General features: G+C 34.0%; 17 protein-coding genes and 1 tRNA gene. 8 read left to right on the forward strand and 10 right to left on the reverse strand.

All coding sequences use genetic code 11. The features are described from left to right. Positions 1–12 precede the first annotated feature (12 nt). The 5 genes from ACNQGX_RS01750 to ACNQGX_RS01770 all read left to right on the forward strand — a co-directional run bounded on the left by ACNQGX_RS01750 (position 13) and on the right by ACNQGX_RS01770 (position 6,563). Positions 13–2,406 carry a TonB-dependent receptor domain-containing protein gene (locus ACNQGX_RS01750; protein WP_417973482.1) on the forward strand — a complete coding sequence of 798 codons (2,394 nt, stop codon included), beginning with the start codon at positions 13–15 and terminating at the stop codon, positions 2,404–2,406. 60 nt (positions 2,407–2,466) lie between these two features. Continuing rightward, positions 2,467–3,321, forward strand: coding sequence for an SMP-30/gluconolactonase/LRE family protein (locus ACNQGX_RS01755; RefSeq protein WP_417973484.1), 855 nt, complete (start codon positions 2,467–2,469; stop codon positions 3,319–3,321). Positions 3,322–3,632: 311 nt separating this feature from the next. Continuing rightward, complete coding sequence (locus ACNQGX_RS01760) at positions 3,633–5,378, forward strand: CocE/NonD family hydrolase (RefSeq protein ID WP_417973486.1); 1,746 nt, start codon at positions 3,633–3,635, stop codon at positions 5,376–5,378. A 138-nt stretch (positions 5,379–5,516) separates the two neighbouring features. Then, positions 5,517–5,960, forward strand: a complete 444-nt coding sequence (locus ACNQGX_RS01765) for a nuclear transport factor 2 family protein (protein ID WP_417973488.1) — start codon at positions 5,517–5,519, stop codon at positions 5,958–5,960. A gap of 150 nt (positions 5,961–6,110) precedes the next feature. Further along, positions 6,111–6,563 (forward strand): nuclear transport factor 2 family protein, encoded by a 453-nt coding sequence (locus tag ACNQGX_RS01770; protein ID WP_417973490.1) that lies wholly within the window; start codon positions 6,111–6,113, stop codon positions 6,561–6,563. Positions 6,564–6,663: 100 nt separating this feature from the next. Here ACNQGX_RS01770 and pruA read toward each other — a convergent pair whose 3' ends face one another. From pruA to ACNQGX_RS01785, 3 genes are all read right to left on the reverse strand, one after another. Beyond that, positions 6,664–8,289, reverse strand: coding sequence for an L-glutamate gamma-semialdehyde dehydrogenase (gene pruA, locus ACNQGX_RS01775; RefSeq protein WP_417973492.1), 1,626 nt, complete (start codon positions 8,287–8,289; stop codon positions 6,664–6,666). Between the two features lie 106 nt (positions 8,290–8,395). Further along, complete coding sequence (gene apaG / locus ACNQGX_RS01780) at positions 8,396–8,782, reverse strand: Co2+/Mg2+ efflux protein ApaG (RefSeq protein WP_417973494.1); 387 nt, start codon at positions 8,780–8,782, stop codon at positions 8,396–8,398. 82 nt (positions 8,783–8,864) lie between these two features. After that, the gene (locus tag ACNQGX_RS01785) at positions 8,865–10,130 is read right to left on the reverse strand and encodes a type IX secretion system plug protein (protein WP_417973497.1); all 1,266 of its coding nucleotides are present in this window, start codon (positions 10,128–10,130) and stop codon (positions 8,865–8,867) included. 169 nt (positions 10,131–10,299) lie between these two features. On the opposite strand from ACNQGX_RS01785, the gene ACNQGX_RS01790 reads away from it, so the two are divergent. Then, positions 10,300–13,110, forward strand: coding sequence for a M16 family metallopeptidase (locus tag ACNQGX_RS01790; RefSeq protein ID WP_417973499.1), 2,811 nt, complete (start codon positions 10,300–10,302; stop codon positions 13,108–13,110). A gap of 66 nt (positions 13,111–13,176) precedes the next feature. Here the strand turns inward: ACNQGX_RS01790 and ACNQGX_RS01795 are convergent, their stop codons facing one another. The 5 genes from ACNQGX_RS01795 to ACNQGX_RS01815 all read right to left on the reverse strand — a co-directional run bounded on the left by ACNQGX_RS01795 (position 13,177) and on the right by ACNQGX_RS01815 (position 21,502). Then, positions 13,177–13,947 carry a class I SAM-dependent methyltransferase gene (locus ACNQGX_RS01795; protein WP_417973501.1) on the reverse strand — a complete coding sequence of 257 codons (771 nt, stop codon included), beginning with the start codon at positions 13,945–13,947 and terminating at the stop codon, positions 13,177–13,179. Further along, positions 13,947–14,765 carry a type I methionyl aminopeptidase gene (map, locus tag ACNQGX_RS01800; protein ID WP_417973503.1) on the reverse strand — a complete coding sequence of 273 codons (819 nt, stop codon included), beginning with the start codon at positions 14,763–14,765 and terminating at the stop codon, positions 13,947–13,949. The genes ACNQGX_RS01795 and map overlap by 1 nt, the downstream gene beginning before the upstream one ends. 134 nt (positions 14,766–14,899) lie before the next feature. Then, complete coding sequence (gene gpmI / locus ACNQGX_RS01805; RefSeq protein ID WP_417973505.1) at positions 14,900–16,417, reverse strand: 2,3-bisphosphoglycerate-independent phosphoglycerate mutase; 1,518 nt, start codon at positions 16,415–16,417, stop codon at positions 14,900–14,902. Between the two features lie 140 nt (positions 16,418–16,557). Continuing rightward, positions 16,558–18,975 carry a DUF5916 domain-containing protein gene (locus tag ACNQGX_RS01810; RefSeq protein WP_417973507.1) on the reverse strand — a complete coding sequence of 806 codons (2,418 nt, stop codon included), beginning with the start codon at positions 18,973–18,975 and terminating at the stop codon, positions 16,558–16,560. Positions 18,976–19,108: 133 nt separating this feature from the next. Next, the gene (locus tag ACNQGX_RS01815) at positions 19,109–21,502 is read right to left on the reverse strand and encodes a DUF5916 domain-containing protein (protein WP_417973509.1); all 2,394 of its coding nucleotides are present in this window, start codon (positions 21,500–21,502) and stop codon (positions 19,109–19,111) included. Positions 21,503–21,690: 188 nt separating this feature from the next. Here ACNQGX_RS01815 and ACNQGX_RS01820 point away from each other — a divergent pair, with 188 nt between their 5' ends. Beyond that, positions 21,691–22,413: a murein L,D-transpeptidase catalytic domain family protein gene (locus tag ACNQGX_RS01820; RefSeq protein WP_417973511.1), complete on the forward strand. Its 723-nt coding sequence runs from the start codon at positions 21,691–21,693 to the stop codon at positions 22,411–22,413. On the opposite strand, the gene ACNQGX_RS01825 is transcribed toward ACNQGX_RS01820, so the two are convergent. Both ACNQGX_RS01825 and ACNQGX_RS01830 read right to left on the reverse strand, forming a co-directional pair. Further along, positions 22,402–23,916 (reverse strand): L,D-transpeptidase family protein, encoded by a 1,515-nt coding sequence (locus ACNQGX_RS01825; protein WP_417973861.1) that lies wholly within the window; start codon positions 23,914–23,916, stop codon positions 22,402–22,404. The genes ACNQGX_RS01820 and ACNQGX_RS01825 overlap by 12 nt on opposite strands. Before the next feature lie 71 nt (positions 23,917–23,987). After that, entirely contained in the window at positions 23,988–24,428 is a 441-nt protein-coding gene (locus ACNQGX_RS01830) for a GNAT family N-acetyltransferase (RefSeq protein WP_417973513.1), read from the reverse strand. A 172-nt stretch (positions 24,429–24,600) separates the two neighbouring features. Between ACNQGX_RS01830 and ACNQGX_RS01835 the strand changes: the two genes are divergently transcribed. Next, a tRNA-Gly gene (locus ACNQGX_RS01835) sits at positions 24,601–24,673 on the forward strand. Positions 24,674–24,676 lie beyond the last annotated feature (3 nt).

Consider the following 24,676-nt stretch of genomic DNA (forward strand, 5'->3'; position numbering starts at 1 on the left):
AAGCATCTATATATGAAACTAAAATACATTATTGCCCTATTAATACTTTCCAATACAACACTTTTTGCCCAGTTTAAAATTACAGGGAAAGCAACTACTAAAGAGAATAATCCTGTCGCTTTTGCTGAAGTTCTTCTAATTTCCCAAGACGCTAAAACAAGTAAAAGCGAACTTACAAACGATAAGGGAAACTTTGTTTTAGAAGCGAAACAAGGAGAATATACATTGGAAATTAGACAAGTAAGCGAACTCTTGTTTACAAAAAATATAACGTTAACGGCCGCTTTAGATTTGGGTGTCATAACAATTGATAGCGCAATTCAGTTAGAATCGGTTGTAGTTGGAGGGAAAAAGAAACTGATCGAAAGAAAAATAGATCGTTTGGTTTTTAATGTCGAAAATTCGATTAATGCCACAGGAGGTGATGCTTTGGAAGCACTTAGAATTACACCAGGAGTAAAAGTGCAGAATGACAATATAACTATTATCGGTAAAAGCAATCTATCTGTTATGATCGATGATAAAATTATCCAACTTTCGGAAGAGGACTTGGCTAATTATTTGAAATCAATTCCATCCGATAATATTAAAAGTATTGAGGTAATTACAACGCCACCCGCCAAATATGAAGCTGATGGCAAAAGTGGTTTGGTGAATATCAAATTAAAAAAAGCAAAAAAAGATTCTTGGAACGCCTTGGTAGGATCTACTTATCTTCAAAGATTTTACAGTCAGGGTGCTGTAATGGGCAATTTTAATTACAATAAAAACAAATTAGGGATTACTTCGTCTTTCAATTATTTGACAGGCAAAAGATATAATATTCAAGATGATTATACTTATTTTCCGTCGGAAACATGGCACACCAATTCCTCGTATAAAGGGAAGAATACCAGAATATATGGCAAACTTGGTGTTGATTATCAAATAACTTCAAAATGGACTCTGGGAGGTCAAATTTTATTTAATAGTTCTAAACCTTTATACACAGATAGCCCTTTTACATCCATTTATGATAATGCCACTGGTAAAACCACTAGCTATTTAAAGTCGAATGGAGGAGTAGCGGCGCTAAAATCTGCTATTAGTTCGTTAAACTTTTACAATGAATTCAAAATAGATTCTCTGGGAAAAAAAATTACTTTAAATCTGGATTATTTTAATTATGACACAAAACAGAGTAGGACTTATAATGGCATTTCGGTTGTTGAAAACCCTTATTCACAACAATATTTTGCGGGAATGAATAACAATAAGCAAGGCATAACCAATTTATCGGGGAAATTGGATATTGATTACCCTATAAAATGGGTAACCTTGAGTTTTGGAGGTAAAGTTTCAAATTCAAATTCAAATAATAACATTTCGGCCTTCAATAGCGGCCTAGTCGATACACCAGTTTTAGAATTGCCTTTAGCGCAAAGCGAATTTGAATATACCGAAAACATACAAGCGGTTTATTTTTCGGGGAATAAAAAAATAAATGACCACTGGGATTCCCAATTTGGATTAAGAATGGAAACTACCCAAACCAAGATTTTTGCCGGAAGCTTAAACCAACCAATTAATAAGGATTATATTAAATTTTTTCCAACCGCTTATTTGACTTACAATGCAAATGATAATTCGACTTTTAGCTTTAGTTATAGCAAAAGAATTGAAAGGCCACAATTTAGTGATTTGAATCCTAATGTTCATTTTTGGAACCCTTTTCAATCTTTTACAGGCAATCCGTTTCTACAACCTGCATTTATAGACAATACAGAGTTAACCTATACTTATAAAAAATTGGAAAGTAAGCTCTATTTTAGCTATGAGGACAATTTAATTTCGGGGGTTTCAATAGCTGATCCTGATTCAAATAACATTCTGCGTACAAGCAAGAATCATATAGATACACAGCGTTACGGAATTTCGGAGAATTATGTTTTTGATAGATTCAAATGGTGGACGAGCAATAATGCGGTCGATTTCAATTATGCCATTTCTAAATCAAGTTTAACTTTTACACAAAGAGAGCAAAAAGGATTCAATTCTAGGCTATCCACCAATAATGATTTTAATCTTAATACCAATAAAACAGTGCTTTTTAATGTAAGTTATTGGTATAGTTTCCCAGGCATAGACGGTATTTTTCACAATAGAGAAATGAGTTCCTTTTCTCTGGCATTTCAATATCTTTTATGGAATAAAGATTTAAAAATTTCTTTAAGAGGGACTGATATATTTAAAACTGAAAAAATAAATAGTAGTTCTACCGTTAATGGGGTTTATCAAGAAGGGGAATATTACTATGACAATCAATCTTTTCAGCTTTCTGTTTCTTATAAATTTGGCAATAAAAAGAGTGACACCAAACAAAGAGTAACGGGGAATGAAGAAGAAAGAAGCAGGACGGGGAATTAATAGTTTATACGGAACCATTAATTCAAATTTAATTTATATTTGTTAAAAAAAAACAATAACATGAAAAATAGTATCTTTTTTTTTATTTGCTTAATGGGGTTTACAGTAAGCAGCGCGCAACATCAGTTAGTTATAAAATGGGAAACAGAACCCAATTTAAAAGTGCCTGAATCAGTATTATTGGATGATAAAAATAAGATCCTATATGTCTCCAATATCGATGGAGCTCCATGGGCTAAAGATGGTAAAGGCTCAATAGGTAAAATAGGACTTGATGGGAAAATCATAGTGACAGACTGGATTACGGGTTTAAATGCTCCCAAAGGAATGGGCTTGTATAAAAACAAATTATATGTGGCAGATGTTGACAAAGTGATTGTGATAGACCTGTCAAAAGCGGTAATCATCCAAAATATTCCCATAATTGGTGCCATAGCTTTGAACGATATCACCATTGATAAAAAAGGGGTGGTTTATGTTTCGGATTCTAAAACAAAAAAAATACACCAACTTATAGACGGAAAAGTTTCTTTACTGCTTGAAAATCTGAAATGGCCAAACGGTTTATTGATGCATAAAAAAGATTTTTATGTGTTGGATAATGGAAGCCTGTACCAAATGGATAAATCCAAAAAACTAACGCTGATTGCCGATGGCATGGAAGGCGGAACAGATGGTGTTGTAAATGTAGAAGTTGCGGATTTTATTGTTTCTTGTTGGGATGGAGTTATTTGGTATGTGAAAGGTGATGGTTCTAAAGAGTTGTTATTAGACACTAAGGAACAAAAAATCAACACAGCGGATATTGCTTACGATGCAAAAAACAAAATAGTATATGTGCCTACTTTTTGGAAAAATTCTGTAATCGCTTATCAATTGAGTTTCAAAACCCCTGGTAATCCTGCAAAATTGTAGCTTTAAATTGGGGCCAATTGTTTAGTGGGTTTGACCAATGAAACAAAATAATTGGCAACTGGACAATCCTTGTGAAACCATTATTTACAAAGGCAAATTGCTTGTGGTAAACTATGATACTTTTAAAGGCCCGAAGAATACAGAAATAGATAATTTTCATACGATTTCTAGTTTCAAGTTGTAAATTTGAAATTAAAGCTAAAATCTAAGAAAAAGACTAACTTTGATTTTTACAAAATTAACAGACCGTGTGCATTTAAGGTCTTGAATCCGCAGACCTGAACAAGAATACATTTAAAAAGGACATCACAATGAAAACATTTTTGAATTTTATAATTATTTTTCTGGCTGTATTAAATTCCTCAGCACAGCAGACAAACACTACCAAATTAGAAGATTTAAAAAGCACTTATGACATACAAGACAGTGTGATGATTAAAACACGAGACGGTACCTTTATATCGGCAATGGTAGTGCAAAAAAAAGGAATCACTGCTCCAAAACCCGTACTGCTTCAATATACAATTTATGTAAGAGACAAAGGAAGAGACGTTAAAACATTAAAAGAAGCAGCAGACAAGGATTATGTAGGCGTTATTGCATATACTAGAGGTAAGCGATTTAGTCCAAACGAAATATTTCCTTATGAGAATGATGCCAACGATGCTTATGATGTCATTGACTGGATTAGCAAGCAAAAATGGTGCAACGGAAGCGTAGGGATGTTTGGCGGTAGTTACAATGGATTTACACAATGGGCGGCCTGTAAAAAAATGCATCCTGCACTTAAAACAATTGTGCCATATGTAGCAGCGGGGCCTGGTATGGGCTGGCCATCAGAAAATAACGTTTTTGTAAATCCCAATTACGAATGGTCGTTTTATGTTGGGAACAACAAATATTTAGACACCATTGCAGGGAACGACAGGCAACGTTTTAGGAAAATGCAAAACAAATGGTGGGAAACAGGTGCGGCCTATAAAAAAATGGACAGTATTGACGGTACGCCTAATAAGTTGTTTCAGCGATGGATAAGCCATCCTTCATTTGACGAATATTGGCAGAAAATGGCACCTTACGGAAAAGAATTTGCACAAATAAACATTCCTGTTTTATCTATTGATGGCTATTATAACGACTCGCAAAACTCAGGTTTATATTATGTGAGAGAGCATTATAAATATAACCCTAAAGCGAATCATTACCTTATTATTGGACCCTATAATCATTTGGGCGCTCAACGGGAAGGCGATGCTGTGTTGAACGGCTATAAAGTGGATTCGAATGCATTAATCAACACCAAAAAAATAACATACCAATGGTTTGATTTTATTTTAAAAAATGGACCGAAACCAGAAATACTGAAAGACAAAATTAACTATCAGGTAATGGGTGCAAATGAGTGGCGAAGTGCTCCTTCGCTTGACAAAATGGCCAATGGCTTCTTGAAGATGTATTTGACCGATAATAAATCAGGAAATTTTTATGCTTTAAATGATAAAAAGCCAATTCAGAAAAATTTTTTGTATCAAGAAGTTAATTTTGCAGACAGAGAAACGCAGAATAATGATTACTACCCAGATCCCATTATTAGAAAAGAAATTGACACCAGCAATGGATTTATTTTCATAAGTGAGCCGTTGAAAGAACCGATAGTAATTAATGGTTCCTTTTTAGGGGAAATAAAAGCGAGTATCAACAAAAAAGATATGGATATTGGTGTTACCTTATATGAAGTAATGCCAAATGGAGAATATTTTCATTTGTCTTATTTTATAGGCCGTGCCAGTTATGCCAAAGACATTACCAAAAGAAATTTATTGAAACCAAATGAAATCGAATCAATCCCTTTTTCAAATACGCATTTGGTCAGTAAGCAATTAAGTAAAGGTAGCCGTTTGCTTGTAGCAATCAATGTCAATAAGAACCCATTTTCTCAATTAAATTACGGAACAGGAAAAGAGGTGAGCAATGAAACCATTCAAGATGCCAAAGAACCATTAAAAGTAAAATGGTATAATGACAGTTTTGTAAAAATTCCAATTTGGAAAAAGTAGACAGATAAAAAATGTCAGTTTTGCAAGTTTATAATTTAAGATAAAATTTAAAGATTTTTTGTATTTTTAAAGTCAGTGATCAATCGAAATTTGGTATACCAGAATTATAACAACAATAATAAAATTAACGAATCAATTATGACAAAGACAAAACTGATGCTTCTTTTATTTCTAATCAGTACTCTAACTTTTGGGCAAACCAAAACTGATGACGATTCAATTAAAGCTGTTATTGAAAACGCTTATATAGGCGGAATACATAATGGCGGATCAATTGAGGAAATAAGAAAAGGTTTTCATCCGACATTTAAAATGCTAAGTTTGGAGAATAATGACATTTCGCCACTTTCATTAGAGGATTGGATACTAAGAATAGAAAACGGACGAAAACAAAATACTGGAAACCCAATAACAAAGGCAGAATGTGAATATTTAAGCATTACTACCTCAGGAAATGCTGCGACAGTGGTTCTGAACTTATTTAAAAACAAAAAGAAAATTTTTACGGACCATATAATACTCTATAAATTTTCCGAAGGTTGGAGAATTGTTTCAAAAGCATATTATAGAATGCCTCGATAACAAAGAATTAATAAATCACTAATCGTCAAATAAATCCTAACTAAAATCTATTTATGAAATCGACATAATTCAATCCTGAAGCTTCGGGACGCAAACAATAATGAAGAATGACGATACTATATTCCTATAAAAAACAAATATTATCTACATATGAAATTAATTTCCATTTTTATTGTATTCCTAGTTGTTGGCACTTTGAAAGTTCAAGGTCAGACAGCCCAGGACACGCTTGATATCAAGAGAGTGGCGCTTGCTTATATTGAGTCTCAACATAATCCAAATCCCAAGCAAATGGAAGATGCTTTACATCCTCGAATAGTAAAGAGGTCGGTCTTCAAAAGCAAAAAGACAAAAAAAGATTATATTTCTGAATTTTCAGCCGAAAACTTGGTTATTCTTGCAGAAACCTATAATGCCAATGGTGATAAGTTTCCGAAAAACCCAAAGAAAGAAATTAAATTACTTGATGTGTCTCCATTGACAGCATCTGTTAAGCTAATTGCTGACGAATGGTTTGACTATATGCACTTAGCGAAGACTAATGGAGAGTGGAAAATTATTAACGTTCTTTGGCAGTATAATAATGTATCAGAACATCAATAGCATTAAAAAACAAACCCCGCAAGGCTTCAAAGTTATTTGAATTCTTGTGGGGTTTTAAATCATAAATCACAAATCGTTTATCTGCAATCTTAAATCTTTATTATCCTAAAAATGGATATCTGTAGTTCTCTGGAGTAACAAATGTTTCTTTGATAGTTCTTGGAGAAACCCAACGCAATAAGTTCAATACAGAACCTGCTTTGTCATTAGTTCCTGAACCTCTTGCTCCACCAAATGGTTGTTGTCCTACAACTGCTCCTGTTGGTTTATCGTTGATGTAGAAATTACCTGCGGCATTTTCTAAAACTTTCATGGCGTATTCAATCGCATAACGGTCTTGGCTCAAGACAGCTCCTGTCAATGCGTACTCAGAAGTTGAATCCACTAATACAAGTGTTTCTTCCCATTTAGCATCTTCGTATACGTAAATAGTCAATACTGGTCCGAATAATTCGGTTTCCATTGTGCTGTATTTTGGATTTGTAGTTACGATAACGGTAGGTTCTATAAAATAACCAACAGACTTGTCGTAATTTCCTCCTGCAATAATTTCAGCATCAGCATCTTTTTTAGCTTGATCAATAAAACCGGCTAATTTGTCAAATGAACCTTCTGAAATTACAGAAGAAACGAAATTATTTGTGTCTTCTGGAGATCCCATTTTCATGGAAGCTAAATCAGCTACTAATAATTTTTTTACTTCTGGCCATATTGATTGTGGTACATACGCTCTTGAAGCAGCTGAACATTTTTGTCCTTGGTATTCGAAAGCTCCTCTGGAAAGTGCCGTAGCAACTTGAGCAGGAATAGCGGATGAATGTGCCACAACAAAATCTTTACCTCCAGTTTCTCCTACGATTCTTGGATATGTTTTGTAGTTGCTGATGTTTTGTCCAATTTTTCCCCAAATGTCATTGAAAACACGAGTTGAACCTGTAAAATGGATTCCTGCGAAATCACGACTTCCTAATAACGTTTCAGAAATCATGGCAGAGTCTCCATAAACTACATTGATTACACCATCCGGTAATCCTGCTTGTTTGAATACTTCTACGATTACATTAGCAGAATAAATTTGTGTAGCGCTTGGTTTCCAAACAACAACATTCCCCATCAATGCTGGAGCGGCTGGTAAATTACCGGCAATGGCTGTAAAGTTAAACGGAGTGATTGCATAAATAAATCCTTCAAGTGGTCTGTGCTCTAATCTGTTCCAAACACCTTCTGATGAAGTTGGTTGTTCGGCATAAATTTGAGTCATGAATTGTACGTTATAACGTAAAAAGTCTATAAATTCACATGCTGCATCAATTTCAGCTTGATGTACTGTTTTTGCCTGAGCAATCATAGTTGCTGCATTTATTTTTGCACGGTAAGGTCCGGCAAGCAATTCAGCAGCTTTTAAAAATATTGACGCTCTGTGTTCCCAAGCTAAATTAGCCCATTTCTTTTTAGCTTCCAAAGCAGTCGAAATGGCTTTTTCTATATGTTCTTTATTTGCTTCGTGATACTGTCCCACAACATGTTTGTGGTCGAAAGGGGGATTTATTGATTTCGTGTTTCCTGTACGGATTTCTTCTCCTCCAATGTACAAAGGAACATCTATTGTTTCACTGTACATTTTCTTGAAAGTGGCTAGAACTTCTTCTCTTTCCGGACTTCCTGGAGCGTATGACTTAACGGTTTCGTTAAACGCTTTTGGGACGTTGTAAATTCCTTTTGGCATATTAATAGATTTTAATTAGAATCAAAAATTGAGCTGTAAAGGTAACAATAATTCATCAATCAGAGAATCTGATTGAAAGTTAAAATTCTAATAAAACAGTTGAAGTTTAATTCAAAGCAAACGGAGCACATAACCTGAAAGTAGGTACAATGACTTTGAAGTTCTTTGTAGAGGTGAAGTTAATCATATTGAAATATCCTTTCATCGCGCCATAAGGGGAAGAAAGCAAACAGCCAGAACTGTACGTGTGAAATTCACCAGGTTTTAAAACTGGTTTTTTTCCAATAACACCTTCTCCGTCAACTGTTTCTATGGTGTTTAAAGAATCAAAAATTTCCCAATGACGAGAAATCAATTGAACAGAATCCTTACTGTGGTTTTCAATTGTGATTACATAACTAAAGGCAAAGTGAATCTTATAGTTTTTGAAGTAAGTTCCTTCAAAACTAGTCAAAACTGAAATTTTTATACCTCTTGTTATTTGAGAAACCATATTAAATGGGATGAATATGTGTTTATTATTGACAAATTTACAAAAAATTGATCTCGTTTTGTCAAATTTTTGAAAAGTTTTTTTAGTTGGTGATATTTAATGAATTTGCTATTCCTTTCCCGACAACTCTGTCGTATCGATCCGTATTCTCTCTGTAATAAACTAGTATTGTGTAATCATTTTCCGTTTGATAAAAATTCCCGTCAATTGCATTTTCATAGTCAACAACTCCTTTGTCGTCAGCAACAATGTATTGATAGTTTGTAAATCCCTGTTTGACTAAAATAGCTTTTTCATAAACTCCTTTTTGGGAATTATAATCCATTTTGTATTCGGGAGTCAGATTGTAATTATTGAATATTCCGCCGACATAAATATTTTTTTTCAGTCTAAATGTGGGAGCAGAAAGGCTGAAATAAACCCATGCATAATCCGCTTCGATTTCTGGATTTGTGGCATTTATGTTATTAACAACAAAATCGCCATTAACATCTTGGGTAAACGAGTAAGGGAAATTTGTTCTTGCAGCATTGGTGTATAAATAAGAACCGTAAATAGCGGTGTTAGAATCTATACGTGATACATTATTACTTGCGGATCGTATGTCTTTGTTTTCAAAAAACAAAAACTCATTTCCTGCCCAAAACTGTGTTTCAGGATCATATTTGTAAATCAGGTCATTCCCAATGGTGTATTGTGGAACCACATTTTTTAGGGCAGTGTTAAATTGTCCGTTTTGAAGCAGAACGACTTTAACGTTTTTCATAGGATTTTGAAATGTAATTACGCTTGATTTTATAGAGAACTCTAAATTGTGTTTCAGTTCTATGTTACTTACTGTTCGTGCTCTTTTCACCTGCGTTGGAACCGTAACAAGATCTTCACATAAAATGAATTTTCTGGAAAACACGACTTCTTTATTTTCATCTAAAACTTTAATGATATAATTTCCGCTGATTCGCAACTGCTGTGTAAACTGATTGGGAATTGATAATTTGTAATGCGAATAGATTTGTAATGTATTGAATGAATTCGTGTAATCTTGAATTCTTTGATTGTCAAAGCCTTGTAAATATTCGTTTTTTGGAATTCCGGTAGGAATCCAGTTGTAATCGCAATGGATTATTTCGTAATAATAATTGGCTTCATTGCCAAAAAGGTCATCAAACTGTAATTGGAATCCTTCTCCTAATTTAAAAATTGGAATCATATTTCGATCACTTTGTAAAAAAGAAATCGTTTTGATGTTGTAGGGCGGAGCAACTTCTCTTTCTACTTGTGCAGCAACAGGATTTACTGAAAATACAAAAAGAAAAAAGGTGACTATTTTGAAAAAAGATTTTATCATTTTGTAGCGCTTAAGATTTTGTAAATATAAGGAATACTCTTCGTTTTTATCCAATAATGTAATTTTAGACAGCAAATATGTTTTGTATGTAATTTCTGTTAATTAAAATACAATATTTTTAAATGTTAAGAGTTATCTTATTATTTTTGCTTCAAATATATCTAACCCTATGAAAAAAATCAACAATTTAGTATTCGGAATCATGCTGTTTCCATTGGCTGCTTTTGCACAGCAAATGGATTATTCAAAAGCAATTCCATTCGATCCAAGTGTAAAAACAGGGAAGCTTGAAAACGGCTTAACCTATTACATCAAGAAAAATGCCAAACCAGAAAAAAAAGTAGACCTTAGGCTGGTGGTGAATGCGGGTTCTATCCTTGAGGAGGATGATCAACAAGGATTGGCTCACTTTATGGAACACATGTGTTTTAATGGAACCAAACGTTTTCCTAAAAATCAATTAGTCGATTATCTGCAAAGTATTGGTGTAAAGTTTGGGCAACATTTGAATGCGTATACCAGTTTTGATGAAACGGTTTACTTTTTACCAATTCCATCTGACAGTCCTGAAAAATTAGAAAAAGGATTTCAAATTATAGAGGATTGGGCTTTTAATACGGTTTTGACACCGGAAGAAATTGATAAAGAAAGAGGCGTAGTTTTAGAAGAATACAGATTGGGTTTAGGTGCTCAAAAAAGAATGTTGGGGCGCTACATTTCTAAAATGATGCATGAATCACATTATGCGAAGCGTTTGCCAATTGGTCAAAAAGAAATTTTAGAAAAATTCAAACACCAATCGTTAATTAATTTCTACAAGGATTGGTATCGTCCAAATTTGATGAGCGTAATTGTTGTTGGTGATATTGACGTAGCAGAAATGGAGAAAAAAATCATTTCTCATTTTTCAAGTTATAAAAATCCAGCGAAAGAAAAACCTAGAAAATTTTATGATGTTCCTAATCACAAGGAAACTTTTGTAGCTGTTGAAAGTGATAAAGAAGCTTCAAATGCTCAAGTTCAGTTGGTTTATAAAGATTATGGAGCTCCAAAACCAATCGTGAATATTGGAGATTTTAAAAATTACATTGTTGAGGGATTATTCTCTACGCTTTTAAATACGAGATTGGATGAACTGACCAATTCAGCCACACCTCCATTTACCTATGGATATTCTTATTATGGCGGCACTTGGGCCAGAAATAAAAAAGCATATCAGTCTGTGGCTATGTCTCAAGAAGATAAGCAATTAAGTGCTTTGAAAGTATTGGTAACTGAAAATGAAAGAGCTAAGAAATTTGGATTTACTCAAGGTGAGTTAGATCGTTCAAAATCAGAATTTCTGGCTTCTATTGAAAAGGCATACAACGACAGAGATAAAACGAATTCAGTGAATTTTGTTGGAGAATACCAAGCTAATTTCTTGGAAAAAGAGCCAGTTCCCGGAATCGAATGGACGTATCAAACGATGAAACAATTGATGCCTTTGATTGATTTGAAAGATGTTAACGGTTTGATTAAAGATTATGTAAAAGAAGACAATCGTGTCATTATTCTTACTGGTCCTGAAAAAGAAGGGTTGAAAAAAGTTACAGAACAAGAAGTTCTGGATGCATTGAAAATCAATACAGATGATATTAAGCCTTATGAAGATGCTGCTGTTGCTACAAGTTTATTAAGAAACGAAGTTAAACCTGGTACTATTGTTAAGCGTGAAAGCAATGCTGAAATTGGAACAAAAACGTTAGTGTTATCTAATGGCGTTAAGGTGACCTATAAGAATACTGATTTCAAAAATGATGAGGTTCTTTTTGAGGCAGTGAGTCTTGGAGGATCTAATTTATATTCTAATGAGGATATGAAAAAAGTTCAATTCGCAAATGGAGCTTTGGCGGAAGCCGGATTCTCAGGACTAAAATTGAATGATATCAATAAATTCATGACGGGTAAAATAGCTAGAGTAAATCCATATATAGGTGGAACTACTGAAGGTTTAAGAGGAAATGCTACTCCTAAGGATTTAGAATATCTTTTCCAAATGACGTATGCTTATTTTACTGATTTGAACTATGATCCTGAAGCTTTTGAAGGCTTTAAACAAAAACAGTCTAGTTTCTTTAAGAATATGGCTTCGCAACCACAAAACTATTTTCAACAAGAGTTTTATACTTATTTAAACAAAGAAAATCCAAGATTCAACGGAGTTATGCCAACGGATAAATCTTGGGCTGAAACAGATTACAAGTTAGCGTACAATAAGTACAAAGAGCGTTTTGCCAATGCAGCTGATTTTGAGTTTTATTTCGTTGGAAATATTGATGATAAAACTATGGAAGCGTATGCTATTAAATATTTAGCGTCTTTGCCTGCTACTGATAAGAAAGAGAAAACAGTAGATTTAGGATATAGATTGCTAAAAGGAGATTTGAAAAAAGTGGTTAATAAAGGAGCTGATCCTAAAAGTAACGTAACTATTATGTATTATGGAGATGCAAAATATTCTGCTAAAGATGCAATGACTATTCAAGCACTTGGAGAAGTTTTGACCATAAAATTAATCGAACAATTACGTGAAAACGAAAGTGGAGTTTACGGTGTATCTGCTAGAGGAAGCATGAATAAAGTTCCAAATGGATCGTACAGTTTTACCATCAGTTTCCCATGCGGACCTGATAATGCCGAAAAATTGACAGCTTCTGCTTTGAAAGAACTTCAAAACATTATTGATAATGGGCCAGATGAAAAAGATGTGGCTAAATTTAAAGAAGGTGAATTAGCTGATTTCAGAAAAGATAGCAAAGAAAATAAATACTGGTTGTCTAATTTCACCAGATCTTATATCAATGGAAATAGTGCTGAAGAAGTCTTGAAATTTGAAGAATCTGTAAACGCAGTAACGGCGAAGGATATTCAGGATATTGCAAAAAAATATCTTACAAAAGATAAAGTAATTGGAATGTTGATGCCGGAAAAAAAATAAACCAACTCATTTATAAACTAAAAACCTGCTAAAATTAACTTTAGCAGGTTTTTTTTATGGTGTAAATTATTTAAAACAAACCGGAATAATTTCCCCTTTGGCCAAACAATATTTTTCTACTAATTCGGGTGCAATTTTATTAGTGTAATCTTCTTCAATTACTTTAAAACCAATACTTCTCAATTTATCAAAATAATCACGACCATAAATACGAACATGATCGTACTGTCCGAAGATTTTGGCGCGTTCTTTTTGATCCGTAATGGTATCATCAGCAAAAGTTGTTGCTCTGGATAAATCCTGTGGAATTTGTAAGATAGCCATTCCGCCCGGTTTTAAAACCCGATATAATTCCTGCATGGCTTTCGTGTCATCCGGAATATGTTCCAGAACGTGATTGCAAAGAATGACATCATATTGATTGTCTTCAAAAGGCAAATTACAAATATCAGCCTTTACATCCGCTAATGGCGAAAATAAATCGGTTGTGGTGTACTCCAGATTTTTCTGATTTCGAAACAATTTATAAAAGGCTTGTTCTGGTGCAAAATGCAATACTTTCTTTTTTGCTGCCGATGTAAAAAAATCAGTTTCTTCATTCAAATACAACCATAATAAACGATGTCTTTCCAGGGAAAGTGTACTTGGTGAAAGCACATTATTTCGTTGTGTTCCATATCCATAAGGCAGAAACATTTTGAAGCTTTTCCCATCAATTGGATCAGTGAATGTAGTTCCTTTTAGTGCTAATGCTAGAACTGGTCGTGCCACATAACTTAAACGGATAAGTATAGGACGCGGAATAGTATTGAGTATAAGTTTAAATAGTTTTTTCATTACAGCACTAAAGGTGTTTGTCTAAACTCATCTTCTTCATTACTCACAATTCCCAGAGCTTTATAAACATAAGCAAAAGTGGATAAAATCTCTGGTTTTCCATCGATAATAGCTACGTCATGCTCAAAATGGGCACTTGGTTTTCCGTCAGCAGTCGTTATTGTCCAACCGTCTTTGTGTTGTTTTATGTTTCGGGTTCCCAAATTAATCATGGGTTCAATAGCCACAACCATTCCCTCTACAAAAAGTTTTCCTCTCCCTTTTTTACCATAATTAGGCATTTCGGGATCTTCGTGCATTTTTTGCCCTAAACCATGTCCTACCAATTCACGAACCACACCATAACCATGTGCTTCAGTATATCGTTGAATTGCATTTCCCACGTCTTCCACGCGATTTCCAACTCTTAATTCGCGGATACCTGCGTACAAAGATTCTTTGGTTACCTGCAATAATTTTTTAGTTTCCGGAGCGACTTCGCCAATTTCAAAAGAATACGCATGATCGCCATGGTATCCGTTTTTGTATGCGCCACAATCTACAGAGATTACATCACCGCTTTTTAAAGGCGTATTATTTGGAATACCATGAACCACTTGAGCGTTTGGACTCATGCAAAGTGAATTTGGGAAACCATATAATCCAAGAAAACTGGGTACGGCTCCATGATCACGAATGAATGCTTCGGCTAATTTGTCCAGATATAAAGTGGTGACTCCTTCTTTGATTTCAGAAGCAATCATTCCTAATGTTTTTGATACGATCAACGCACTTTCGCGCATTAATTCTATTTCTTCACGTGATTTTACAATAATCATAATTCTTGTTTTTCAGTTTGCAAAAGTACAATTTTATAAGAACTTTTAAAATCAAATGAGGTATAATAAAAAAGCCGTCCCAATTGGAACAGCTTTCATTATGAATTATTTGAGTTGTAGTCCTGTCGTAATTTTTATAATAAGGAATGACAAGTCATCACAGCAGGTTTTTCAACTCCCATTAATTCCAAGATAGTTGGAGCGATATCACCAAGAACTCCATCATGAATGGTTCTTAGATCTTTGTCTACTAATATAATTGGAACTGGATTTGTTGTGTGGGCCGTATTAGGGCTTCCATCAGGATTAATCATCGTTTCGCAATTTCCGTGATCTGCAATTACAATCGTAGTATAATTATGGGCTAATGCTGCTGTGATTACTTTTTCGACACATTTGTCAACCGCTTCACAAGCTTTTATCGCAGCACTCATAATTCCGGTATGACCTACCATATCGCCATTGGCAAAATTAAGACATACAAAATCCACTTCTTCTTTCTCCAATTCAGGAACCAGAGCATCTGTCAATTCAAAGGCACTCATTTCCGGTTGTAAATCATAAGTGGCTACTTTTGGAGAGTTTTTCAAGATACGACTTTCACCAGCAAAAGGTAATTCTCTGCCGCCGGAAAAGAAGAAAGTCACGTGAGGATATTTCTCTGTTTCGGCAATACGAATTTGCTTTTTATGTGCTTTTTCTAAAATTTCACCAAGGGTTTCAGTAATGTTATCTTTGTTATAAACGACTTTTACATTTTGGTAGGTTTCGTCATAATTGGTAAGCGTGACATAATACAAATTCAATTTGTGCATGTTTTGCTCATGACAATCCATTTGAGTCAATACTTCCGTTAATTCTCTTCCTCTGTCCGTTCTGAAATTAAAGAAAATAACAACATCATCTTCTTCAATTGTGGCTAATGGTTTGTCATATTCATCGACCATAACCGTTGGATGAATAAATTCATCAGTTACATTAACTTCATAACTTTCTTCGATGGAAGCTACTGCATTTGTTGAATGTGTTCCAATTCCGTTTACCAATAAATCGTAAGCGAGTTTCACTCTTTCCCAGCGTCTGTCACGATCCATTGCATAATAACGTCCCACAACCGAAGCCAGTTTTACGGTAGTATTAGCAATATAATCTTGTAAATCCTGAATGTAATGTTTACCGGATTTTGGATCCACGTCACGACCGTCTGTGAAAGCGTGAACGAAAACTTTTTGTAATCCGTGTTGTTGTGTAGCGTCAATCAAGCCACGTAAATGAGAAGTATGAGAGTGTACACCACCATCTGAAACCAGACCTAAAAAATGTACTTTTTTATTGTTTATTCTGGCATAGGTAAAGGCATTAACTAAAACTTGCTCTTTTGCTAAAGTGTCATGTGCAACGGCAAGGTTAATTTTGGCTAAATCCTGATATACAATTCTACCGGCGCCAAGATTCATGTGTCCTACTTCGCTGTTTCCCATTTGTCCTTCTGGTAAACCTACATTTAAACCATCAGTTCGAAGTTGAGCGCTTGGATAATTTCTATAAAGACTGTTTATAAAGGGAATATTGGCATTATCGATAGCTGATACTTTCGGGTCAGGAGATTTTCCCCAACCGTCCAAAATCATAAGAATTACTTTTTTGTTCATTATACTATATTTTAAACAAAGATAAAGTATTTCTAAAAATGTTCGAATGAATGGAAATCACTATTATACATTCGGAGGCTAACAATAACAAATAATGATTATTTTGTTGTGGAACGTTGTCTTTTTTAAAATTAATGCATTTAGAATTTATTCTTAACTTGATTGTAATCTATAAAGTAACGCACACTTATCGAGAAAACATGACTCAATGCATCGTTATTCAGTAGATTAGTGACATTGTCCGTAAACTCTTTATTGATGTTTCTTTCGAAGGCACCAGCATTATTTCGATATAAAACAGAAACTTGACTTCCGGGCGCAAACCACCAAGAATAAGACAAATCAGCATTCCAAGAGTAAAAACTCGAGTTTTTATTGGCAGTATATCCTGCAAAATCAGCAAGTCTTCCGTTTTGTTGTAATGATAACGTGTTTTTATTTTCGGCATACGACCAATATTGGCGCAACGAAATATTAAACGTCATTTGACTGTTCAGTGAATACTTTCCCGAAAGTGTATTCGAATAGGTAATTACATTTCTATTGGCGAAAATTATAGTGTTTGGCGTAGCCGAATTCATGTCGTCATTAATGCTGTCTACATACCCTTTATTGTTGTTTTGTCTGAAAAAATTGAAGTTGTAATTCATCGATAATTTGTCATTAAAACGATATCTTGGACCAACAGAAAAGCCATAGGAATTTCTTCCTGATTCATCAAAAAAAGCATAAGAAGGATTTATATCAATGGCAAACCTATTGTTGTAATTGGTCGAAATATATAAAAACCCTCCAAGTTTAGTAGGTCTTATTACATATCTGTCGGCCGTTCTTGGTTCATAATAATCATATGTTTCCAATGCATTGGCATCAATCCCGATTCCGAAAAAGTGATTTTTTTTGTTTTTAGAGTTGATCTCAAAATTCACATTACTGGATTGAATTTTACCGGTTTCTTTTTGAAATTGTGAATAGACATTAAGATAAGCATTAAAACTGTTGAAATATTTAGTTGGATTAAGGATTCTATAACTGGTATTGCCATATAAACTGTAATAATTAGTTTCAAAATTGATTCCTAAATCATTATTGTCGAAATCTTTAGTGGCTATGTTAGCACCAAAACCATATCGGTATTTCCCGCTGGTTTCAGAGAAATTTAATTGGGAATTAATCCCTTTTTTATCTTCAATAGCATTGATATAACTGTATTTGAAATCTCCTGAAAGGCTGTAAGTATTTTTCTTGGTGTTCAAATCCCAAACTAATGCCGTAACATTTCCATCCCTAAAACTTCCGTTTCGAGTTACATTCGTATTTACAAACGCAATTGAGGAATTTTTGCGAAAGCGCTGGTCCAGTACTAAAACATTGTAATTTGCTAGTGGTTCAACTATTTCTTTTCGGACTTCTTGTGTGTCGTTATTTCGAATAGTTGCTGAAGTTTTTTCGGTCACTGCATTCAATATTCCTATTCCCAACCCATTCTTGGTTCTTCCGGATATTTTTAAAGCATTGATAAGATTTACACTTGCCGGATTGTCTATGATTTCTTCATTAGCAGCAGCGGTAGGATAATGGATTGGGTTTCCTCCAATTCGTCTCGAATAAACCAAATTTCCTTTGCTGAACAAATCGGTTCCCTCTGTGAAAAAAGGTCTGTTTTCGTTAAATTGTTGTTCGAATGGTCCTAAATTCAGAATTTGATCATCGTATTTTGTTTGTCCAAAATCAGGAATAAGAATCATATCCAGCGTAAAAGCATCGTTTATTCCATACTTTAAATCCAATCCGCCTTTGAGTGTTCCGTATGTTTTTTGTTGCGCATTCGCATTGACATAAAAGGAAGAATAGGGCAAAAGGAAGAGTCGGGTAGGTGGTTTTATGTTTTCAATTCCTTCGAGAACTCCAGTCTGTTGGGTGAAAGTCCCTAGTTTCGAATCAATAAAATTCCAAGTGTATTTATGACGATCCCGTCTGATTTCCCTGAAAAAATTAAGCCCCCAAGTTTGTTTGTTTTCATTGGAAAAACGTAGTGCAGCGTATGGAATTCTCATTTCTACAACCCAGCCTTTATCAGTAATTACGGCTTTGCTTTTCCAAACGGCATCCCAGGAATAATCCTCGCCATTGGTGTCAGTGGTAATGCAATCTGCCTGTCCATCTGCAGCATTGACAAAAAATTGAAAATCCTGTTGTCCATCATTAAAACCATTTATAAAAACGCCAAAAAGATCAGAAGTACCAAAATTATCCCGTTGGGTAATTTCTCTTAAAATTTTATCGGGATTTTCATCATACATAATGGCTCCAATATATATGGCGTCATTATCGTATAAAACTTTTACTTCTGTTTTCTTGTTTTCTGGAATCGTTTTGCCGTTGTCTGGATCAAACATGATAAAATCATTGGCTATTGAAGCGGTCTGCCATGTGTTTTCGTCTAATTTTCCGTCAATTTCAATTTTTTCCGAAATGAATTTCGTTTGTAAGATTTTTTTTTGGCTGTAGCCAAAAGCATATAGTAATAGAAAACAAAGCAATAAATGATTTTTCATGAAACTGTTGATTGATTGATGCAAAAATTAGAAAAACCAAAACAGCTTCAAAAGGAGAAATCACCAATCCACTGAATAGTTTGAATGAATAGACTCCCTTTTCAATCGAATGTTACAGTTTGATTTGAAAAAATTAAAATTTATTTTTCACTGTATTGTAATCAATAAAATAGCGAATGCTTATAGAAAGTACATTGGTAAGATCGCTGTTAAAAATATTTTTAAGATTTTTTGATAGATCTTTTTCAACCACGTCAGCTCTTTCTAAGCCATAATTACGATACAAAATAGAGATTTCGCTTCCTGGAGCAAACCACCAAGAATACGATAAATCAAAGTTCCAAGAATTGAAATTCCTGTCCTTGTTTTGTGCGTAAGTACTGTTTGGAGTTAAATAACCGTTGTTTTGTAAGGTGAAGAATTCATGATTTTTTGAGTATGACCAATAATAACGCGCCGTTAAGTTAATAGTCATTTTATTGTTCAACGAATATTTTCCGGTAAGATCATTTTGAAGTATTTCTCGATTACGTTCGGCAAAAATTATCCCAGTTTCATTAGAATCAACCCAGCCTCGATAATTACTTTGGTTGATGTAATCCATTGCGAATGCGATAGAAAGTCTATCGTTGAATCGGTATTTTGGACCTAAATAAAGACCGTAATTGCCTCTGTCATCCTCATTGTATTTTGTGAATGAAGGTTGAATAATTATCGAAAAAGCATTGTTTTCATTTGATGTGAAATTTATAGCAGTAAAAACTTTTTCAGGAATAAAGACATATCTTCCATATTCACGAGGTTCATAAAAATCGAAAGTTTTAAAAGGTGTGGCTTCTAAGACAAATTCGAAATAATTATTCTTTAATGTTGTTGCTTTTATTTCAGTCCCAATAGCGCCAGTTTGCAGTTTTCCGGTGGTGTTTTCGATTTCCAAATTGACAAATTGGTTCACTTTGAATGTGTTGAAGACCTTTGTTGGGTTAACGATTCTGTAACTACCACTGGCATAGGCGTTATGGTAATTAGTGTAGAAAATTATTCCTAAATCATTTACATCATAATTTTTGGAGATGTATTTTCCAGAAAGCAGGTATCGGTATTTTCCACTGGTTTTTCTGAAATTCAATTCTGCTTTATAGCCATCGTAATCTTCAATGGTATTGATAGTACTGTATTTAAAATCTCCGTATAAGTTATACGTATTTTTTTTTGTGTTTAAATCGAATAGTAATCCAGAAACATTCGCATCTCTAAAACTTCCATTTCTGGTGGTATTTGCATTAACAAATGTAACGGATGAGTTTTGGTTGAAACGCTGATCTAAAACTAACATGTTATAATTGGCTAGTGGTTCAATGACCTCTTTTCTAACTTCGCCAGTGTCATTGTTTAAAATAGTAGCTTTTGTCTTTTCAGTCACGGCATTCAGAAATCCAATACCCAACCCTTTTTCAGTACGACCAGATATTTTCACTGCATTCAGTAAATCTACCGTACTTGGATAATTGGTAATTTCTTCATTTTCAGCAGTTGCAGGCTCAGTGCTTGGAGCGCCGCCAATTCTTCGGGAATAGAATAGATTTCCTTTGCTGAACAAATCAGTTCCTTCGGTAAAAAAGGGTCTATTTTCTTCCAACTGTTGTTCGAAAGGCTCTAAATTCAAAATAGCATTGTCAAATTTTGTTTGCCCAAAATCAGGCACCAAAATAGCATCTAATGTAAAGGAATCGTTTATGCCGTATTTTATATCCAACCCGGCTTTTAAAGTAGTGTCAGAACCAATATCACTTTGTTGATAGTAAGCAGATGAATAGGGAATCAGGAAAAGGCGGGTAGGCGTTTCTATGCTTTCAATTCCTTCAAGAATTCCCGCTTGCGGAATTACAGCGCCAATTTTAGTATCAATCCTATTCCAAGTATATTTTTGTACATCGCGCTTGATTTCACGCATGAAGTTTAAACCCCAAGTTTGTTTATCGGCTTTTGAAAATCGTAAAGCGGCATAAGGAATTTTCATCTCCACAACCCAACCAAATTCAGTGAGTGTTACTTCGCTGTCCCAGATGGTATCCCAAGTAAAATCTTCAGAATCTTCAATTGCTAAACAATCCATTTGGACTCCCGCGGCACTTACAAAAAACCGAAAATCTTGTTGGCCATCATTGAAACCATTGATAGAAACGGAAAAATGATCAGAAACTCCAAAAACATCTCGATTTGTTATTTCTTTCTGAATTTTTTCCGGTTCATTGTCATAAAGCAATGCCGATATGTAAATGGCATTGTTGTTATACAGTACTTTTACTTCTGTTTTTTTATCATTGCTTATAGGTTTTCCATTATCAGGTTCAAACATTATAAAATCGGAAGCAACTGAAGCTGCTTCCCAAACTTTCTCGTTTATCTTCCCATCAATTGTTATGTTTTCTGTGATGGATTTTGCTTGAAGCGTTTTTTTTTGGCTATAAACAGTGTAACTAAAGAATATTAAAAAAAAAATAGCTGTAGAATGTAATTTTGACATAAATTGGGATTGATTCTAAACAAAAATAACAAAATTAACATAGAAATTGTGTTATTTATGATTTTTCACTCAATATTTCATCAAGTTTTTCGTTCTAAAGGAACTAAAATTATGTTAAAAATGTTTTGATCGATATTTTTTGACGTACGTTTGCAATCCCGAATTAATTTATAACTTAAAGATAATCAATGATTTATAGTCTATTCCCTACTATTTTGTTTATGCTGTTTTCTTTCTCTACGAGCAAAACAAGCTTTCCTGAGCCAAATGATGTTAAACCAGTAGTTTATGCCAAAACGGTAGAATCTAGTGTTGACACTAAAATTGAAATAGCATACAGCAATTTACATTCTGATAAATTTGCTTTGCCTAAATTAGAAAGCTTCGCTGAAGCTTTAAAAGGGTATTATTCATTGAAAGAAAAAGGATTAATTAAGAAAGATATTTTAACCTTAATTGATTTTAGCTTGTCTTCGAATACCAAAAGACTTTGGGTAATTGATCTAGTTACCGGAAATGTGTTGTTTCATTCTCTTGTTGCGCATGGAAGAAATACAGGAAATGAATTTGCTTCTAATTTTTCAAATTCAGCTGAATCGTATAAAAGCAGTTTGGGTTTTTATGCCACAGGTGAAATTTATAATGGCAAACATGGAATGTCACTTAAATTAGATGGTTTAGAAAAAGGAGTTAATGACAATGCAAGAGCAAGAGGTGTGGTGATGCATGCAGCTGATTATGTTTCTAATTCATTTATAAAAAACAATCACAGGCTGGGAAGAAGTCAAGGCTGCCCTGCTGTGCCGGTAGAATTGTCTAAAGAAATTATCAGTACAATAAAAAACAAATCATGTTTCTTTATTTACCATCCATCAAGAGTTTCTAAATTTGGAGCAGAATCAATTTCTTAATTTAGTGTATAAATCAGCATCTAGATTGTAAATATCATCTCTAAAAATCAGTTTGTTGTTTTCGCTCCAAGCGGTCCAATATAATAAGTGGAAAGAAACTTCTTTTTTGATTTTTACAAATTTTGTTTTTTCGTTTTGTAGGATTTCTGTAATTTTATCCAGATTCCAATTGACAGTATCGTCCAGTAAATATTCGGTTAATTCTAATGGATCATCTACTCTGACGCAACCCGAACTCAACGAACGATCTATTTTGTCAAAATAGTCCCTGTGATTGGTATCGTGTAAATAAACAGAAAAGCGGTTCGGGAAAATAATTTTAACCATTCCCAACGAATTAAAAGTTCCCGGACTTTGAACATAACGATAGGTTTTGGCCTGTGACAATTGCCATTCGTAAGGACTTACTATTATTCCATTATTGTCATATACTTTAATGTTTGATTCGGTCAAATAGTTTTGATCTTTTAAAATCGCCGGAATCACATCTTCTCTCAATATAGTTGGAGGAACTGTCCAGGTTGGATTAAAAACCACTTGAGTTAATTTGGAACTAAGAATTGGTGTTTTTCTTTTAGCTCTTCCCACAATTACTCTGTGCGTTCTCAGCGTGTCTCTATCTTTGACTAACGTCAATCTGTAGTCCGGAATATTAATGATCACATATTCTTTTCCCATTTCTTTTGGATACCATTTCCAACGCTCAAGATTTACGATAATTTGTTGCATTCGTTGTTTTTTGGAAAAATTGAGTGAAGCTATTGTTCCTGTTCCAATTATTCCATCCACCGCTAAGCCATGACGTTTTTGAAATTTTTCTATGGCAAGTATCGTTTCTTCGTCGTAAATAGATGTTAAGCTATCTTTATATTGTAGCTCTTTCCAGTAAGTCAATCTTTTTTTAATGTCAATTATCGAAGGATTGGTGTCGTTTGGAGAAATTATTTGCGAGATTTTTAATGCTTTAAAATTATCTTTAGGAAAAGTATTAATCAATCTCAGTGCTTTTTTTAATCTTTTGTAAGCAATATGATTGGGTTTCAATTGCTCTATTTTATCTGCTAAGGAGTCACTGTCCAGTAAATGTGTCAAGGTCTCATTTATGTCAATGTGGTTTTCTTTTAAATCCCAGTTTTTGTAGAGTTTTCTGGGATTCAGTGTTCCGTTAGTCAAATGTAAAATGTATTTTTGAAAACTCGAGGTCAGTAAAATGTCATATTTAGCTAAATCAGAATCGTTTAGTGTTGCTGATTTTTTTTCAAAATCACTTAAAGTTTTTACTTTGTAATCTTCTGGATTTAGTCCTTCCTCGTCAGATTTAAGGAGTTCCTCCAGAATTATTTTTCTGTTTTCCTCAGATTGCCAAATTGTTCTGTAATTAGTAGATTTATAAAAAGCGGAAAGTGTTTTGTTGTTAAAAGAAGTTAGTAGGGTAGAGTCAATTCTAATAGATTTATCTTCGGGTAGAACAGGAGGATTTGAAATTTCTTTTTTCAATATCACCTCGCTTTTTAGTTCTGCCTTTTTGCAACTAGTAGTTACACAGAGTAGTAGTATTAGAAATAACGCGTTCATCATTCATTTTTTTTAAACATGACAATGTGTTCTCCGACTCCTTTTATTTCAAAAGGCAATCCTTTGACTTGGTATCCCATTTTTTCATAAAAGCCAACAGCTTCTTTTCGGGCATTGAACCAAATTAAATTTGAATTTTGATTCATGCAATATTTCTCAGAATTGAGAATGAGTTGTTCACCAAAACCTTTTTTTTGATGCTCTTTTAAAACTGCCATTCCTCGAATTTGAAACTGCTTTTCTGCAGCAAATAAGTCGTTTTTTTCTTCGAATAATGAAATGACACCTGCCAGATTTTCGTTTTCATACAATCCAAAATGAAAGGTGGTTTCTAAAATGTCTCCATCAAAATGACAACTTTCAATTGGTTTTTCAGCCCGAAGTACGGGATGTCTTACTGGAAATGTTTCTAAAGCGGTAATTTTTTTGATATTTTGCATCATTATTTTTAAATGTTTTTTAAGTGTAATAAAGGTATAATAATTTCATAATAAATTCTTTATGATTTTTATATGCTTTATAAAAAAAGGTTCTGGGGGTAAGTTTGAGACTTTTTAAGAAAAAAACTTGCATTGAAGCAAACTTATTAATTATATTTGCACCGTTGTTAATGCGAAAGTAGCTCAGTTGGTAGAGCTCCAGCCTTCCAAGCTGGTTGTCGCGAGTTCGAGCCTCGTCTTTCGCTCTA

It is taken from the genome of Flavobacterium glycogeni (assembly GCF_048286775.1).
GTDB lineage: Bacteria > Bacteroidota > Bacteroidia > Flavobacteriales > Flavobacteriaceae > Flavobacterium.

What these genes read in the sequence shown, in the direction of transcription:
- ACNQGX_RS01750 (WP_417973482.1), top strand. Translation starts at nt 13, where the DNA reads ATGAAACTAAAATACATTATTGCCCTATTAATACTTTCCAATACAACA.
- ACNQGX_RS01755 (WP_417973484.1), top strand. Translation starts at nt 2,467, where the DNA reads ATGAAAAATAGTATCTTTTTTTTTATTTGCTTAATGGGGTTTACAGTA.
- ACNQGX_RS01760 (WP_417973486.1), top strand. Translation starts at nt 3,633, where the DNA reads ATGAAAACATTTTTGAATTTTATAATTATTTTTCTGGCTGTATTAAAT.
- ACNQGX_RS01765 (WP_417973488.1), top strand. Translation starts at nt 5,517, where the DNA reads ATGACAAAGACAAAACTGATGCTTCTTTTATTTCTAATCAGTACTCTA.
- ACNQGX_RS01770 (WP_417973490.1), top strand. Translation starts at nt 6,111, where the DNA reads ATGAAATTAATTTCCATTTTTATTGTATTCCTAGTTGTTGGCACTTTG.
- pruA (WP_417973492.1), bottom strand. Translation starts at nt 8,289, where the DNA reads ATGCCAAAAGGAATTTACAACGTCCCAAAAGCGTTTAACGAAACCGTT.
- apaG (WP_417973494.1), bottom strand. Translation starts at nt 8,782, where the DNA reads ATGGTTTCTCAAATAACAAGAGGTATAAAAATTTCAGTTTTGACTAGT.
- ACNQGX_RS01785 (WP_417973497.1), bottom strand. Translation starts at nt 10,130, where the DNA reads ATGATAAAATCTTTTTTCAAAATAGTCACCTTTTTTCTTTTTGTATTT.
- ACNQGX_RS01790 (WP_417973499.1), top strand. Translation starts at nt 10,300, where the DNA reads ATGAAAAAAATCAACAATTTAGTATTCGGAATCATGCTGTTTCCATTG.
- ACNQGX_RS01795 (WP_417973501.1), bottom strand. Translation starts at nt 13,947, where the DNA reads ATGAAAAAACTATTTAAACTTATACTCAATACTATTCCGCGTCCTATA.
- map (WP_417973503.1), bottom strand. Translation starts at nt 14,765, where the DNA reads ATGATTATTGTAAAATCACGTGAAGAAATAGAATTAATGCGCGAAAGT.
- gpmI (WP_417973505.1), bottom strand. Translation starts at nt 16,417, where the DNA reads ATGAACAAAAAAGTAATTCTTATGATTTTGGACGGTTGGGGAAAATCT.
- ACNQGX_RS01810 (WP_417973507.1), bottom strand. Translation starts at nt 18,975, where the DNA reads ATGAAAAATCATTTATTGCTTTGTTTTCTATTACTATATGCTTTTGGC.
- ACNQGX_RS01815 (WP_417973509.1), bottom strand. Translation starts at nt 21,502, where the DNA reads ATGTCAAAATTACATTCTACAGCTATTTTTTTTTTAATATTCTTTAGT.
- ACNQGX_RS01820 (WP_417973511.1), top strand. Translation starts at nt 21,691, where the DNA reads ATGATTTATAGTCTATTCCCTACTATTTTGTTTATGCTGTTTTCTTTC.
- ACNQGX_RS01830 (WP_417973513.1), bottom strand. Translation starts at nt 24,428, where the DNA reads ATGCAAAATATCAAAAAAATTACCGCTTTAGAAACATTTCCAGTAAGA.